This window comes from Streptomyces sp. NPDC054047 (assembly GCF_055585065.1).
On sequence record NZ_JBVJKV010000009.1, the window covers coordinates 331276 to 346118 of the forward strand.

General features: G+C 71.8%; 14 protein-coding genes. 8 read left to right on the forward strand and 6 right to left on the reverse strand.

The window, feature by feature from the left end; genetic code table 11:
* Positions 1-29: 29 nt before the first annotated feature.
* The 5 genes from pheS (at position 30) to ACZ6ZP_RS30200 (ending at position 7326) form a co-directional block, all read left to right on the forward strand.
* A complete protein-coding gene (pheS, locus tag ACZ6ZP_RS30180; RefSeq protein WP_351164934.1) occupies positions 30-1160 on the forward strand; it encodes a phenylalanine--tRNA ligase subunit alpha in 1131 nt (376 codons plus the stop codon).
* The gene (pheT, locus tag ACZ6ZP_RS30185) at positions 1160-3670 is read left to right on the forward strand and encodes a phenylalanine--tRNA ligase subunit beta (protein ID WP_361463195.1); all 2511 of its coding nucleotides are present in this window, start codon (positions 1160-1162) and stop codon (positions 3668-3670) included. Before pheS ends, pheT begins: the two co-directional genes overlap by 1 nt.
* Positions 3671-4004: 334 nt before the next feature.
* Positions 4005-5042 carry a PP2C family protein-serine/threonine phosphatase gene (locus tag ACZ6ZP_RS30190; protein WP_361463197.1) on the forward strand — a complete coding sequence of 346 codons (1038 nt, stop codon included), beginning with the start codon at positions 4005-4007 and terminating at the stop codon, positions 5040-5042.
* A 267-nt stretch (positions 5043-5309) separates the two neighbouring features.
* On the forward strand, positions 5310-6659 hold the full coding sequence (locus ACZ6ZP_RS30195; protein ID WP_351164930.1) for a transcriptional regulator: 1350 nt from the start codon (positions 5310-5312) through the stop codon (positions 6657-6659).
* A gap of 124 nt (positions 6660-6783) precedes the next feature.
* Positions 6784-7326, forward strand: a complete 543-nt coding sequence (locus ACZ6ZP_RS30200) for an NUDIX hydrolase (protein ID WP_351164929.1) — start codon at positions 6784-6786, stop codon at positions 7324-7326.
* On the opposite strand, the gene ACZ6ZP_RS30205 is transcribed toward ACZ6ZP_RS30200, so the two are convergent.
* The gene (locus tag ACZ6ZP_RS30205) at positions 7323-7580 is read right to left on the reverse strand and encodes a hypothetical protein (RefSeq protein ID WP_351164928.1); all 258 of its coding nucleotides are present in this window, start codon (positions 7578-7580) and stop codon (positions 7323-7325) included. The two genes, ACZ6ZP_RS30200 and ACZ6ZP_RS30205, sit on opposite strands and share 4 nt — an antisense overlap.
* A gap of 229 nt (positions 7581-7809) precedes the next feature.
* Positions 7810-8670: a 3-hydroxybutyryl-CoA dehydrogenase gene (locus tag ACZ6ZP_RS30210; RefSeq protein WP_351164927.1), complete on the reverse strand. Its 861-nt coding sequence runs from the start codon at positions 8668-8670 to the stop codon at positions 7810-7812.
* A gap of 178 nt (positions 8671-8848) precedes the next feature.
* On the opposite strand from ACZ6ZP_RS30210, the gene ACZ6ZP_RS30215 reads away from it, so the two are divergent.
* Positions 8849-10081 carry a glycoside hydrolase family 10-like protein gene (locus ACZ6ZP_RS30215; RefSeq protein WP_469409058.1) on the forward strand — a complete coding sequence of 411 codons (1233 nt, stop codon included), beginning with the start codon at positions 8849-8851 and terminating at the stop codon, positions 10079-10081.
* 27 nt (positions 10082-10108) lie between these two features.
* Here the strand turns inward: ACZ6ZP_RS30215 and ACZ6ZP_RS30220 are convergent, their stop codons facing one another.
* Both ACZ6ZP_RS30220 and ACZ6ZP_RS30225 read right to left on the reverse strand, forming a co-directional pair.
* A complete protein-coding gene (locus ACZ6ZP_RS30220) occupies positions 10109-10303 on the reverse strand; it encodes a DUF1918 domain-containing protein (RefSeq protein WP_351164925.1) in 195 nt (64 codons plus the stop codon).
* 91 nt (positions 10304-10394) lie between these two features.
* Complete coding sequence (locus ACZ6ZP_RS30225) at positions 10395-11357, reverse strand: DMT family transporter (RefSeq protein WP_351164923.1); 963 nt, start codon at positions 11355-11357, stop codon at positions 10395-10397.
* On the opposite strand from ACZ6ZP_RS30225, the gene ACZ6ZP_RS30230 reads away from it, so the two are divergent.
* Both ACZ6ZP_RS30230 and ACZ6ZP_RS30235 read left to right on the forward strand, forming a co-directional pair.
* Positions 11356-12801 carry an aminotransferase-like domain-containing protein gene (locus ACZ6ZP_RS30230; protein WP_469409061.1) on the forward strand — a complete coding sequence of 482 codons (1446 nt, stop codon included), beginning with the start codon at positions 11356-11358 and terminating at the stop codon, positions 12799-12801. The two genes, ACZ6ZP_RS30225 and ACZ6ZP_RS30230, sit on opposite strands and share 2 nt — an antisense overlap.
* A 58-nt stretch (positions 12802-12859) precedes the next feature.
* Positions 12860-13300, forward strand: a complete 441-nt coding sequence (locus ACZ6ZP_RS30235; protein ID WP_468614984.1) for a GNAT family N-acetyltransferase — start codon at positions 12860-12862, stop codon at positions 13298-13300.
* Here ACZ6ZP_RS30235 and ACZ6ZP_RS30240 read toward each other — a convergent pair.
* Positions 13251-13760, reverse strand: a complete 510-nt coding sequence (locus ACZ6ZP_RS30240; protein WP_469409106.1) for a DUF6314 family protein — start codon at positions 13758-13760, stop codon at positions 13251-13253. The genes ACZ6ZP_RS30235 and ACZ6ZP_RS30240 overlap by 50 nt on opposite strands.
* 67 nt (positions 13761-13827) lie before the next feature.
* Entirely contained in the window at positions 13828-14814 is a 987-nt protein-coding gene (locus ACZ6ZP_RS30245; RefSeq protein WP_361463202.1) for an aldo/keto reductase, read from the reverse strand.
* Between the last annotated feature and the right edge of the window lie 29 nt (positions 14815-14843).

Here is a 14843-nt window from a genome sequence, read left to right on the forward strand (position 1 = left end):
TCACCAGCCAACCGGAAGCACGGGAAGAGATGTCGGCACCGAACAAGTCGTACGACCCTGTTGAGGTCGAGGCACTGAAACCTGAAGAGATCGAGCGCATGCGGGACGAGGCGCTCGCCGCCTTCGCCGCCGCGGGCGACCTCGAACAGCTCCAGGAGGCCAAGGTCGCGCACACCGGCGGCACCTCGCCGCTGGCCCTCGCCAACCGCGAGATCGGCGCGCTGCCCCCGCAGGCCAAGGCCGAGGCCGGTAAGCGCGTCGGCATGGCGCGCGGCGCCGTGAGCAAGGCGCTCGCCGCCCGGCAGACCGAGCTCGAGGCCGAGCGCGACGCCCGGGTGCTCGTCGAGGAGGCGGTGGACGTCACGCTGCCGTACGACCGCGTCCCGGCCGGTGCCCGGCACCCGCTGACCACGTTCATGGAGCGGGTCGCGGACGTCTTCGTCGCCATGGGCTACGAGATCGCGGAGGGCCCCGAGGTCGAGGCGGAGTGGTTCAACTTCGACGCCCTGAACTTCACCCCGGACCACCCGGCCCGGCAGATGCAGGACACGTTCTTCGTCCAGGGCCCGAAGGGTACGGACGGGGACGAGTCCGGTGTCGTGCTGCGCACCCACACCTCCCCGGTGCAGGCCCGCGCGCTCCTGGAGCGCCGCGAGCCGCCCGTCTACATCGTCTGCCCCGGCCGTGTGTACCGCACGGACGAGCTGGACGCGACGCACACCCCGGTCTTCCACCAGATCGAGCTGCTCGCCGTGGACGAGGGCCTGACCATGGCCGACCTCAAGGGCACCCTGGACCACATGGTCCAGTCGCTCTTCGGCGCGGACATGAAGACGCGCCTGCGCCCGAACTACTTCCCGTTCACCGAGCCGTCCGCCGAGATGGACATGGTCTGCTACGTCTGCCGCGGCGAGTCCGTGGGCAACCCCGACCGCCCCTGCCGCACCTGCGGCAGCGAGGGCTGGATCGAGCTGGGCGGCTGCGGCATGGTCAACCCGAAGGTGCTCACCGCCTGCGGCGTCGACCCCCAGAAGTACAGCGGATTCGCCTTCGGGTTCGGCATCGAACGGATGCTGATGTTCCGCCACAACGTCGAAGACATGCGAGACATGGTCGAGGGTGACGTCCGGTTCACCCGGCCCTTCGGGATGGAGATCTGATGCGGGTCCCGCTTTCCTGGCTGCGGGAGTACGTCGATCTCCCCGCCACCGAGACCGGCCGTGACGTACAGGCCAAGCTCATCGAGGTCGGCCTCGAGGTCGAGACCGTCGAGCAGCTCGGCTCCGGCCTCACCGGTCCGCTCGTCGTCGGCAAGGTCCTCACCATCGAGGAGCTGACGGAGTTCAAGAAGCCCATCCGCTTCTGCACCGTCGACGTCGGCTCCGCCAACGGCACCGGCGAGCCGCAGGAGATCGTCTGCGGCGCACGGAACTTCACGCAAGGCGACAAGGTCGTCGTCGTGCTCCCGGGCGCCGTCCTGCCCGGCGACTTCAAGATCGCCGCGCGCAAGACGTACGGCAAGACCTCGCACGGCATGATCTGCTCCGGCGACGAGCTGGGCATGGGCGACGACGGAAGCGGCGGCATCATCGTCCTTCCGCCCGAGCACGAGGCCGGCTCCGACGCCATCAAGCTGCTCGAACTGGTCGACGAGGTCCTGGACATCGCCGTCACGCCCGACCGCGGGTACGCCCTGTCGATGCGTGGCGTCGCCCGCGAGACCGCCATCGCGTACGGCCTGCCGCTGCGCGACCCGGCGCTCCTGGACGTGCCCGCGCCGAACGCCTCCGGCTACCCGGTCAAGATCTCCGACCCGATGGGCTGCGACCGCTTCACCGCGCGCACGGTCACCGGGCTCCGCCCCGAGGCCCGCTCGCCGATCTGGCTGCAGCGCCGTCTGCAGAAGGCGGGCATGCGCCCGATCTCGCTCGCCGTCGACATCACGAACTACGTGATGCTGGAGCTCGGCCAGCCCCTGCACGCCTACGACCGCTCCCGCATCCAGGGCACGATCGGCGTGCGCCGTGCCGAGCAGGGCGAGAAGTTCACGACGCTCGACGGCGCCAAGCGCGTCCTGGACGCCGAGGACCTGGTCATCACCGACGACCGCGGCCCGATCGGCCTCGCGGGCGTCATGGGCGGCGCCAACACCGAGATCGCGGACCACGAGGAAGCGGCCGGAACCACCGACGTCGTCATCGAGGCCGCGCACTTCGACGCGATCTCCATCGCCCGCACGGCCCGGCGCCACAAGCTGCCCTCCGAGGCGGCCAAGCGCTTCGAGCGCGGCGTCGACCCGCAGGCCGCCTCCGCCGCCGCGCAGCGCACGGTGGATCTCCTGGTCCTGCTCGCGGGCGGCACCGCCGAGTCCGGGGTCACCGAGGTCATTGCGCCCTCCGCGCCCCACACGATCAGCATGCCCGCCGATCACCCGGACAAGGTCGCCGGTGTGGAGTACGGCCGCGAGACGGTCGTCCGCCGTCTTCAGGAGGTCGGCTGCGACGTCTACGGCCAAGACGCCCTGACCGTCACCGTCCCGTCCTGGCGTCCCGACCTCGCCGAGCCGAACGACCTCGCCGAAGAGGTCATCCGGCTCGAGGGGTACGAGAACCTCCCCTCGACGCTGCCCAAGCCCCCCGCGGGCCGCGGCCTGACCGACCGGCAGCGGCTGCACCGCCGCATCGGCCGCGCGCTCGCCGGCAGCGGGTTCGTCGAGGCGCCGAACTACCCGTTCATCGGCGAGCAGGTCTTCGACCAGCTGGGCCTGGAGCCCGGCGACCCCAAGCGCAGGGTCGTGAAGCTGGTCAACCCGCTCTCCGACGAGGAGCCCGCTCTTCGTACGACGCTGCTGCCGGGCCTGCTCGGCGCGCTGCGCCGCAACGAAGGCCGCGGCAGCCACGACCTGGCGCTCTTCGAGACGGGGCTGGTCTTCCAGCCGCGTGACGAAGCCCGGGTCGCGGTGCGGCTTCCGGTGGACCGCCGTCCCACGGACGAGGAGATCGCCTCTCTGACCGAGGCGCTCCCCGTCCAGCCGCGGCACGCCGCCGTCGTCCTCGCGGGCGCCCGCGAGCAGGCCGGCTGGTGGGGCAAGGGCCGTCCGTCCGAGTGGGCCGACGCGGTCCAGGCCGCGCGCGCCCTGGCCGCCGAGTCGGGCACCGAACTGCTCGTGCGCCAGGGCCAGTACGGCCCGTGGCACCCGGGCCGGTGTGCCGAGCTCGCCGTCGTGATCGACGGTGCCGAGCAGGTCATCGGGTACGCGGGCGAGCTGCACCCGCGCGTCGTCAAGGCCCTTGGTCTGCCCGCGCGCACCTGCGCGATGGAGCTCGACCTGGACCGCCTGGAGGACGCGAGCTCCGGTGTCCCGCAGGGGCCGAAGATCTCCACCTTCCCGGTCGCCACGCAGGACGTCGCGCTCGTCGTGGACGAGGGCGTCCCGTCCGCCGACGTCGAGAAGGTGCTGCGCGAGGGCGCGGGTGAACTCCTGGAGTCCATCCGCCTGTTCGACGTCTTCACCGGCGATCAGGTCGGCGCGGGCAAGAAGTCCCTCGCGTACGCGCTGCGCTTCCGCGCTGCCGACCGCACGCTGACCGTCGACGAGGCCTCCGCGGCCCGTGACGCGGCCGTCGCGCTGGCGGCCGAGCGGACCGGCGCGGTGCTGCGCGGAGCGTAGTCACCGCCTGTAGTCGCCGCCAGGCGCACAAGAGGCGCAAAGAAGGGCGTATCCGGACCTCCGGGTGCGCCCTTCACTCGTTTGAGTGACAAGTAAGCCCTCTCTGGCCCGATTGGCTCAGGCGGTCGACAGAATCAATCCGGCCGCAGGAGCGTGATCTCTGGGCGGCCTGCGCGGCCTGCACGCTGAACAGGGCCTTAGGGGGGCCGTCGGCATGATCCGTATGAGGGCTGGAGCTCCCCGTCGGGTGCTGCTCCGGGCGAGGGGCCGGACCAGGTTCCGGGCAAGGGGCCCGACCCGCTTCCGGGCGCGGGCCCGGGCGAGGGTGTCGCGCATGGACCCGCCGCGGATCCGGCGCGTCCTCACGCTCGGCCTCCCCACGGTGTGGGGCGCGGCCGCCATCACGTACAAACTCGTCTGTCCGCTCGCCCAGCAGGACGGCATCGGGGCGCGGATCGCCACCAGCGCGGTCTTCTTCGCGGTCGGCACCGGCCTGATATGGCACGTCCGCAGCACGCTGCTGCGGGAGTTGCGCCAGCTGCGCGAGATCGCGGGCGCCGCGCAGAACGTCCTGCTGCGCCCGCTGCCGCCGCGTGTCGAGGGCCTGACCGTCGCGGCCGGGCGGCTCTCCGCGTCCCGCGGCGCCTCCGTCGGCGGCGATCTGTACGAGGTCGCGGCCACCGATCACGGCGTCCGCGTCGTCATGGGCGACGTGCGCGGGCACGGCCTGACCGCGATCGGCACGGCCGCCGCGGTCCTCGGCTGCTTCCGCGAGGCGGCGTACGAAGAGGTGGAACTGCCGCACGTGCTCAGGAAGTTGGAGCGCGCCCTGGGGCGGCATCTGCGGGAGCGGGCGCGGGCCGAGCATCCGGCGAGCGGCGGAGCCGCGCCGGACACCCCCCTGGCCGAGGAGTTCGTCACCGTACTCCTGATGGAGATCAGTCCCGAAGGCGAGATGACCGCGCTCAACTGCGGTCACCCCTGGCCGTACCGCCTGAGCGGGCACGCCGAGCCGGTGGTCGGCGGGGAGCCGCTGCCGCCGCTCGGCCCCTTCCCGCTCCCCGCCGAACTGCCCGTACTGCACTGTGGACCGCTCCTTCCGGGTGAGGCGCTCGTGCTGCACACGGACGGCATGGAGGATGCGAGGGACGCGGCCGGGCGGTTCTTCCCGCTCCGGGCGGCGCTCACCGAAGCGGTGCGGGTCCCGCCGGTCGCGCCCCGGACGGTGGTCCGCTCGGTGTACGCCCAACTCCTGCGTCACACCGGGCGGTTGCCCGCCGACGACGCCGCGCTCCTGGTCCTGCGCAACGACCGCCGACGGGTGCCCCAGCAGCAGGGGGAGACGGTGCGTCGGCAGAGCACCATGACGTGACGCACCGTCAACCTTCCCCGGCCGTGCGCCGCCCGACCCCGCCCAGGAGTGTCGGGCAGACGGCGGGGCGGACGGCGCCGGTGAGGGCCGCCGCACTTTTCGAGGGGGAGCCGGCGGCCCGGCCAGCCTCCTTGTGAGGAACCTCAGTCAAGCGTGACGGGAGTGGCGGCGGCAGAGCGCACACCCCCCGGATTCGGGCGTTCCGTTCACACCCCGTGTGAAGTCACCTCTACTACGCTGGCCACACCGAGCCACCGGAGGGCCTCCATGCAGCCCAATACCCTGCTCGACGCGATCCTCGACGAGGCGGGAATCTCCCACGCGGGCCTGGCTGCCCACGTCAATCAGGCAGGGAAGAGGCGCGGCCTCGCCCTGCGTTACGAACACACCGCCGTGTCGCGGTGGTTGAAGGGCCAGCGTCCGCGTGGCCAGGTGCCCGACCTGATCTGCGAGGTCCTCGCGGGGCGGCTCCAGCGCACCGTCACCCTGGACGACATCGGCCTCGGAGTGCCGGGCCTGCCGGTCGCGGGATCAGGGTCCGTGGCCTCGACGCTGTCCGGCTTCGTGGAGCGGGCCACCGCCCTGTGGCGCTCCGACGAACAGCAGCGCCCGCATCTGCTCGGCGCCCCCGCCGTCACCGGAACGCCCGCGGTGATGCCCGTGTGGGAGTGGGAGAACCCGCCCGAGGACGTGGACGTCTCCCGCGGCGGCCGGCATCAGGTCAGCACCGCGGACATCGACATGATGCGCGCGGCCCGCGCCCACTACGAGCAGATGTACCGCAAGACCGGCGGCATCGCGACCCGCACCCGCATCGTCGGCTTCCTCAACGCTGAGGCCGCGCCCCTGCTGCGCGGCAGCTACACGGACGAGACGGGACGCCAACTGCACAGATCCACCGGGGGGTTGGTGGCCATCGCGGGCATCTGCGCCTACGACTCGGACGCCCACGGCCTGGCCCAGCGCTACTTCCACCAGGCCCTGCGTCTCGCGAAGGCCAGCGGAGACAGGGGACTTGGCGCCTACGTCATCGCGCTCCTGGTCAACCAGTCGCTCTTCATGCGCGAGTACCGCCAGGCGGTGGCCTTCGCGGAGGCCGCGCTGCGCGCCGCAGGGCGCGAGCTCACCCCGGCCCTGGCATCCGATCTCTACGCCATGCAGGCCAAGTCGTACGCACACTTGGGCGACGGCAGCAGCGCGCTGTCCTGCATCCGGCGTGCGGAAGGCGCGGCGGACCGCATCCGGCGTGGGCGCGAGCCGGACGAGACCGGGTATGTCCAGCCCGGGCTCGTCAACGTACAAGTGGCGGAGGCGCTGCTCAGCCTCGGCGACCTCACGGGTGCGTACGAGCACGCGGCGGCAGCGGTGGACACGCCGGCTCACGACCGGGGCCGGGTCCATCGGCTCGCCATGCTCAGCCAGATCGAACTGCGCCAGGGGAACACCGACGAGGCCGTGGCCACGGCGGTGGAAATGGCAGAACAGGCACGGGGGATGGAGTCCCAACGGCTGCGCGACCGGCTGCGGGCCGTGCGGGAACACCTGGTACGCAGCGACTGCGCGGGCACGGCCGAGGCGGCCGAACTCATCGACGGGGCGCTGCGCGTACCCCTGTGATGCGCACCGCGCGTACGACGGCGACAACACACGGCGAGCACTGAACCCCGACGTCGTTCACACGCTGCTCTGAACACCCTCCTGCTGCGATATTGCCATCTACTCGGCGGAAGGTGGCAGAACCGTGCAGTGGACGAAACAAAGCGAACAAACTGTGTATGGAAATCGATGGTTCACGGTCAATCTGGCAGATGTCGAACTGCCCGACGGCCGGCACCTCGACCACTTCCTGATACGGCTGCGGCCCGTCGCCGTGGCCACCGTCGTCAATGAGGCCAACGAGGTGCTGCTCCTGTGGCGGCACCGGTTCATCACCGACAGCTGGGGCTGGGAACTGGCCGCGGGTGTCGTCGAGGACGGGGAGGAGCTCGCTTACGCGGCCGCCCGGGAAATGGAGGAAGAGACCGGCTGGCGGCCGGGCCCGTTACGACACCTGATGAGTGTCGAGCCGTCCAATGGGCTCACCGACGCCGTGCACCACATCTACTGGTCGGATGAGTGCACCTACATCGGTCATCCCGAGGACGACTTCGAGTCCGACCGCCGTGAATGGGTCCCACTCAAACTCGTCCCTGACATGGTGGCCCGCGGTGAAGTGCCGGCCGCCAACATGGCGGCGGCGCTCCTGCTCCTGCACCACCTGCGTCTTGGCCAGGACGCGCACTAACGGCCGATGGCCTGCCAGATTGCCACGGCGAGCGCACCTACCGCCGTCAGGGCGAGAAGGGCGGGCAGCGGCCAGCGTGTGTGCTCGAGTGCTGCGATCCGTACGGTCAGTTCATCCTGATTCTTGACGCTTTGTTCGTCATGTTGGGTGAGCAACGCCAGCTGTCCGTCGACGCGGGCGAGACCCACGTCCAAGCTTCGGCGTAACTCGGCGAGTTCTTCGGGGACCACGCGAGGTTCGGGGTCGGCGGTCACAGTTGCGTTCCTTTCTGTAGCTGTCCATCCCCCTGATGCGCACGGAAAGTCAACTCGCCTGGTGGCCAGGACGGGAGAGTGTGCGAAGGGCATATGCGAGCCCAGGGCGCACACGGTGTGTGAACGCCGCGGGCCCGGCACTCGATCGAGTGCCGGGCCCGCGTGCGGTGCGAAGTGCCGGGTGCCGGTGTGAGTCGTGTCCGGCGCGGACGTGTCAGGCGTGCAGGCGTCAGCCGTACGGGTAGAAGCCCGAGCCGGACTTGCGGCCGAGCCTGCCCGCGTCCACCATCCGCTGGAGCAGCGGGGGAGCGGCGTACAGCGGCTCCTTGTACTCGGCGTACATGCTGTCCGCGACCGAGGCGACGGTGTCCAGGCCGATCAGGTCGGCGAGCTTGAGCGGACCCATCGGGTGGGCGCAGCCCATCTCCATGCCGTTGTCGATGTCCTCGCGGCTCGCGATGCCCGACTCGAACATCCGGATCGCGGAGAGCAGATACGGGATGAGCAGTGCGTTGACCACGAAGCCCGAGCGGTCCTGGGCGCGGATCGCGTGCTTGCCGAGCACCTTCTCGACCATGGACTGCGCGCGGCTGATCGTGCCCTCGGACGTCGTGAGCGCGGGGATCAGCTCGACGAGCTGCTGCACCGGGGCCGGGTTGAAGAAGTGGATGCCGATGACCGCGTCCGGGCGGGAGGTGGCGACGGCCAGCTTCACCAGCGGGATGGACGAGGTGTTGGAGGCGAGGATCGCGTCCTGCCGCGTCACCACCTGGTCGAGCACCTGGAAGATCTCGGTCTTGACCGCCTCGTTCTCGACGACCGCCTCGATGACGAGGTCGCGGTCGGAGAACTCCCCGAGGTCGGTCGTGAAGCTGAGCCGGGCGAGCGTCGCGTCCCGCTCCTCCTCCGAGATCTTGCCGCGTTCGGCGGCCTTGGAGAGGGAGTTGTACAGCCGGGTGCGGCCGATCTCCAGGGCCTCGCCGGTGGTCTCCGCGACCTTCACATCGAGTCCGGAGCGGGCGCAGACCTCCGCGATCCCGGCGCCCATCTGGCCGCAGCCCACTACTCCGACGCGTTCGATGTCGGGCATAGAGTCGGTCACCTCGTGCCTTTCGCTGATCAACGGGCGGGCAGCCGCCGTACGGGTGCGGCGTCTGCCCCAGCGGTGAACGTTACTCCGGAACCTCCGGTGCATCACGTGCCGGGTCGGGCATGCTGTCCCCCAGAGACTGCGGTTCCGGCGGATACAGAGGCCAGGGGGCAAGCGGATGAGGCGTATGTCACGCCGAGGGTTCACGATGGCGGCAGCCGCGATGGTGGCGGGGCTCACAGCCGCGGGCGACGCGGCGGCCGTGCCCGGGAAGGCTCCTTCGCGCCGCGAACTGCGGGGCATGTGGCTGGCGACGGTCACCAACCGCGACTGGCCCTCGAAGCCCGGCCTCACGGCGGCGGAGCAGCGCGCCCAGCTGATCGGCCATCTCGACACCGCCGTGCGGCGCCGGCTGAACGCCGTGATCTTCCAAGTGCGCCCCACCGCCGACGCGTTGTGGCCCTCGCCCTACGAGCCGTGGGCGGAGTGCCTCACCGGCGTGCAGGGCAAGCACCCCGGCTGGGACCCGCTGGGCACCGCCGTGGCCGAGGCGCACCGCAGGGGCCTTGAACTGCACGCCTGGTTCAACCCCTTCCGCATCGCCAACCACACGGACCCCTCGCGCCTCGTCCCGACGCACCCCGCTCGGCTGCACCCGGAGTGGGTCGTGCCGTACGGCGGGAAGCTCTACTACAACCCCGGCCTGCCCGAGGTGCGGCGCTTCGTCCAGGACGCGATGCTCGACGCCGTGCGGCACTACGCCGTCGACGCGGTGCACTGGGACGACTACTTCTACCCGTACCCGGTCGCGGGCCAGGTCTTCGACGACGACGACGCCTTCGCGCGCTACGGCGGCGACTTCCCCGACCGGGCCGCCTGGCGGCGCGACAACATCGACCGCCTGGTGCGCGAGATGGGGACGCGGATCAAGAAGGTGCGCAAGCACGTGCAGTTCGGCATCAGCCCCTTCGGGGTCTGGCGCAACGCCTCGACCGATCCGATCGGTTCGGACACTCAGGCCGGCGTGCAGACCTACGACAATCTGCACGCCGACACGCGAGGCTGGGTCAAGAAGGGCTGGCTCGACTACATCTGCCCGCAGCTCTACTGGAACATCGGCTTCACCGTCGCGGACTACGGCAAGCTGCTGCCCTGGTGGGCCGATGTCGTCAAGGACACGGGCGTGCGCCTGTACGTGGGGGAGGCCCTCTACAAGGCGGGCGACCCCGCGCAGGCGGCACCCTGGCACGACCCCGCCGAGCTGTCCCGTCACCTCACGTTCGCCAAGGGGTTCCCGCAGGCACGCGGGCACGTGTACTTCTCGGCGAAGGAAGTGGGCGTGGACAAGATCGGCGCGATGGCGCGCGTGGTCGCCGACCACTATCAGCAGCGGGCCAGGCCGCCCCGCTGATCCGGTCTCCCGTCGGAAGCTCGGGAGCTACGAAGCCGGGTCCTGGTGTCGTACGACAGTGTCGGGGCCCGGTGACATCAGCGTCTCGTGACCGTCCTCGAAGCGGACGCGGTACGGCGGTCCGCCGTCCGCGCCGAGCACCTCGACGATCTGCCCGATCCGGTCGTGCTGGCCGACGATCCTGCCGTGCAGCACCAGCTCGTCGCCTACGGTTGCACGCATCTGGAGCGACCTCCTCGTCCCACCCTGCGGTTGCCTTCCGTGGCGGCAAGTCTACGTCCGGTGGCGGGAGCCGGTCCCCGGCCGTCGGCGCCTAGCCGCGCGCCCGTTGGGTGACCGCGATGCACACGAGGACGGCGGCGGCCGTCAGCGGCGCCGCGACCGTGAGGTGCTCGCCGAGCAGGAACACCGACCAGACCAGCGTGAGCAGCGGCTGCGCGAGCTGGAGCTGGCTGGCCTTGGGGACGCCGATCGCCGCCATCCCGCGGTACCAGACGACCAGGCCGAGGAACTGCGAGCCGATGGCTGCGTAGAGCAGCCCGGCGGTGCTGTGGCCGGTGAGCTGGAAGGGCTCGTGCTGGAGGGCGACGGCCGCCCCCACCACGGCGAGCGGCAGGCACAGGACCAGCGCCCAGCCGATGACCTGCCAGCCCGGCATCTCGCGGGCGAGGCGGCCGCCCTCGGTGTAGCCGGCGGCGCAGATGAGCAGCGAGGCGAAGAGGTAGAGGTCGGCGGTGGACAGGTCGCCGCCGCTCTGCTGCACGGTGAACGCGATGACCGCCGCCGCGCCGGTGAGGGCGGCGGCCCAGAACATCCGCGAGGGCCGCGCCCCGGTGCGCAGCGCCGAGAACACGGCGGTCGTCAGCGGGAGCAGGCCGACGACCACGGCCGCGTGGGCGGTGGTGGAGGTCTGCAGGGCGAGCGTGGTGAGCAGCGGGAAGCCGATGACGACTCCGGCGGCGACGACCGCGAGACCGGGCCAGTGGCGGCGGGCGGGCAGCGGTACGCGCAGGGCGAGCAGGGCGCCGCCCGCGATGACCGCGCTCAGGGCGCAGCGCAGGGCCACGAACGACCAGGGGCCGAAGCCTTCGAGGCCCCAGGCGGTGGAGGGGAAGGTGAGCGAGAACGCGATGACGCCGAGCGCGGCCATGACGGTGCCGCCGCGGCGGGAGCCGTGCCGGGGGGCGCCGACCGGTGCGGCCGGGGCTTCCCGCGGGCCCGTGGCGATGGTGACTGCTATCCGACTCGGGCGAGTAGCGCTATCCTGTGCTGTCATGCATGAGGGTAGCAGTGTGGCTGAGTTGGCAAAACAGTTGCGGGGTGAGCTCGACCGCTACTCACCTGGTGGAAAGCTGCCGTCGAGCCGGGCGCTGGTCGATCGTTTCAGGGTGAGCCCGGTGACCGTGTCGCGGGCCCTGGGGCAGCTGGCCGCCGAGGGCCTGGTCGTCTCGCGGCCCGGCGCCGGTGTCTTCCGCGCCGAGTCGCAGGCCGCCGCGGCGCCTGCGGGGGACACCTCGTGGCAGGAGGTGTCGCTGAGCGCGGACGCGGCCACGGAGCTGGTGCCGCGTGCGGTGGACGCCTCCGGGGTCCTGGTCACGCTCGCGGCGCCGCCGCCCGGCATCATCGAGTTCAACGGCGGCTATCTGCACCCCTCCCTGCAGCCCGAGCGCGCGATGGCGGCGGCCCTGGCGCGGGCGGGGCGGCGCCCCGGCGCGTGGGGCAGGCCCCCGATCGACGGGCTCCCCGAACTGCGGGAGTGGTTCGCGCGCGGCATCGGCGGCGCGATCACGGCCGCCGAGGTGCTGATCACCGCGGGCGGCCAGAGCGGGCTCACCACGGCGCTGCGGGCCCTGGCCCCGCCCGGTGCGCCGGTCCTGGTCGAGTCGCCCACCTACCCCGGCATGCTGGCGATCGCCCGCGCGGCGGGGCTGCGGCCGGTACCGGTGCCGGTGGACGTGGACGGCGTACGGCCCCAGCTGCTCGCCGCGGCGTTCAAGGCCACCGGGGCGCGGGTCTTCGTGTGCCAGCCGCTGTTCCAGAACCCGACGGGTGCGGTGCTCTCGGCGGAGCGGCGCCCGGAGGTGCTGCGCATCGCGCGCGAGGCCGGGGCCTTCGTCATCGAGGACGACTTCGTGCGCCGCCTCGTCCACGAGGACGCGGGCCCGCTGCCCAGGCCGCTCCAGTCCGACGACCCCGACGGTGTCGTCGTGCACGTCTGCTCGCTCACCAAGGCCACGTCGCCCAGTTTCCGGGTGAGCGCGCTCGCCGCCCGCGGCCCTGTCCTGGAGCGGCTGCGCGCGATCCAGGTCGTCGACCACTTCTTCGTGCCGAGACCGCTCCAGGAGGCGGCGCTCGAACTGGTCGGCTCCCCGGCCTGGCCGCGCCATCTGCGCCAGGTGGCGGGCGAGTTGAAGGACCGCAGGGACGCGATGACGGCGGCCCTGCGCCTGGAGCTGCCCGAACTCGCCCTGCCGCACGTCCCCGCGGGCGGCTACCTCCTGTGGCTGCGCCTGCCCGACGGCACGAACGAGGCGGACCTGGTGGGCGCGGCGCTGCGCTCGGGCGTCGCGGTGGCCCCCGGCCGCCCGTACTTCGCGGCCGAACCCACGGCGGCCCACCTGCGGTTGAGCTTCGCCGCGGTCGCGGGGGTGGGGGAGATCGGCGAGGGGGTGCGCAGGCTTCGCAGGGCGTGCGACGAGGTGCGGGGAGTGTCCGGCTGACGCGGTGCGGGGGGTGTCCGGCTGACGAAGTGCCGTGGCGCCTGCGAGCCTTGCGGTCATGACCGACGCAGCGTACGACCTCCCCGCCGGGTACGAGATCTCCACCGACGCCGCCCGCCTGGACGCGGCCCGCATCCATCAGTGGCTCTCCACGGACGCGTACTGGGCGAGGGGGCGGCCCCGCGAGAAGCAGGACCGCGCGATCGCCGGGTCGCTCAACTTCGGGCTCTACGAAACGGCTTCGGGCGAGCAGGTCGCGTACGCGCGCGTCATCACGGACCACGCGACCTTCGCCTGGCTCTGCGACGTGTACGTCGACCGGGCGGTGCGCGGCAAGGGCCTGGGGAGTGCGCTGGTGACCGCCGTCAGGGACCACCTGGAGCCGTACGGTCTGGGGCGGATTCTGCTGGCCACGGCCGATGCGCACGGGGTGTACGAGAAGGTCGGGTTCAGGGGTATCGAGGACCCGACGATATGGATGGCACTGGGCCGCCAGTGACGTGCCGCGTGTACGCGGTCGTGAGGATCAGGTCCTTGGCGGGTCCTGCCACGCGCCACCGCGTCCGCCAGTGCCGTGCGTCGTCGACCTCGAACTCGCCCCGGTAGAGGTCGAGCGCGCACGGATGGTCGGCGGTGTGCCGCCCGGTGCGCAGGTCCAGGTCGTGGAAGGGGCGGCCGTCGGCGAAGGTGACGCGGGCGGTGCCGGGCTCGTCGCCGGGCAGGAAGCGCAGGGTGCGTTCGGCGGGGCGGGCGGTGCCGCGCCAGGTGAAGGTGCCGGACTCGTGGTGCAGGAGACCCTCGCCGTCGTCCAGGGGCATGAACGCCGTCGTCCCCGTGAAGTGCCCCTCCGCGTTCCCCGCCAGGTCCCGCGCGGTCCGCTCCACCGTCCACGACCCGGCCAGGTACGCCAGCACGTCCGGCACGGCGTGGTGGGCGGTGCTCGGTGCGCTCCCCACCATCGCCGCGTCGGCCGGCTCATCAGCGAAAGGCATACCGGCAGGCTACGTGCCCGCCCACCCGCCGTGTCTACTTGTCGACGATGGCCAGGCTGCCCTCGTCGTAACGCGTGCCCGCGACCGCCTCCGCAGGGGCCGCCGCGTCGATCGCCGCGAGCTCGTCGGGGGAGAGCTCGACATCGAGCGCGCCCAGGTTCTCCACGAGGTACTTCTCCCGGCGCGTGCCCGGAATCGGCACCACGTCGTCGCCGCGGTGCTGCACCCAGGCCAGGGCCAGCTGCCCCGCGGTGACGCCCTTCTCGTCGGCGAGGGAGTTGAGGGCGGCCACGATCGGCAGGTTCCGCTCCAGGTTCCCGTCGGCGAACCGCGGCTGCCCGCGCCGCATGTCGCCTTCCTGGAGGCCGTTCACGGAGGTGTAGCGCCCGGTGAGGAAGCCGCGCCCGAGCGGCGAGAACGGCACGAGGCCGATGCCCAGCTCCCGGCAGACCGGCGCGATCTCCGCCTCCAGGTCCCGCGTCCACAACGACCACTCGCTCTGCAGCGCGGCGATGGGATGCACGGCGTGCGCCCGCCGGATCGTGCGCGTACTGGCCTCGGAGAGTCCGAGGTGGCGCACCTTCCCGGCCTCGACGAGCTCGGCCATCGCGCCGACGGTCTCCTCGATCGGCACGTTCTGGTCGACGCGGTGCAGGTAGTAGAGGTCGATGTGGTCGACCCCCAGGCGTCGCAGCGAGGCGTCGCACGCCTGGTGCACGTACGCCGCGTCGCCCCTGATCTGCGCGGGCTCGCCGAGGCGGTTGGCGAAGCCGAACTTCGTTGCGACGACGGCCTGTTCGCGCCGCCCGGCGAGCGCGCGGCCGATCAGCTCCTCGTTGTGGCCCGCGCCGTAGAAGTCGGAGGTGTCGAGCAGGCTGACGCCGAGGTCTAGGGCACGGTGGATCGTCGCGATCGACTGCGTGTCGTCCGAGGCGCCGTACGCGTGGCTCATCCCCATGCAGCCGAGCCCCTGCGCCGAGACGGTCAGTGATCCGAGTCGGCGCGTGGGAATGCTGGTCATGCCGGTACCTCCAGGTGGAGCGTGTGCCC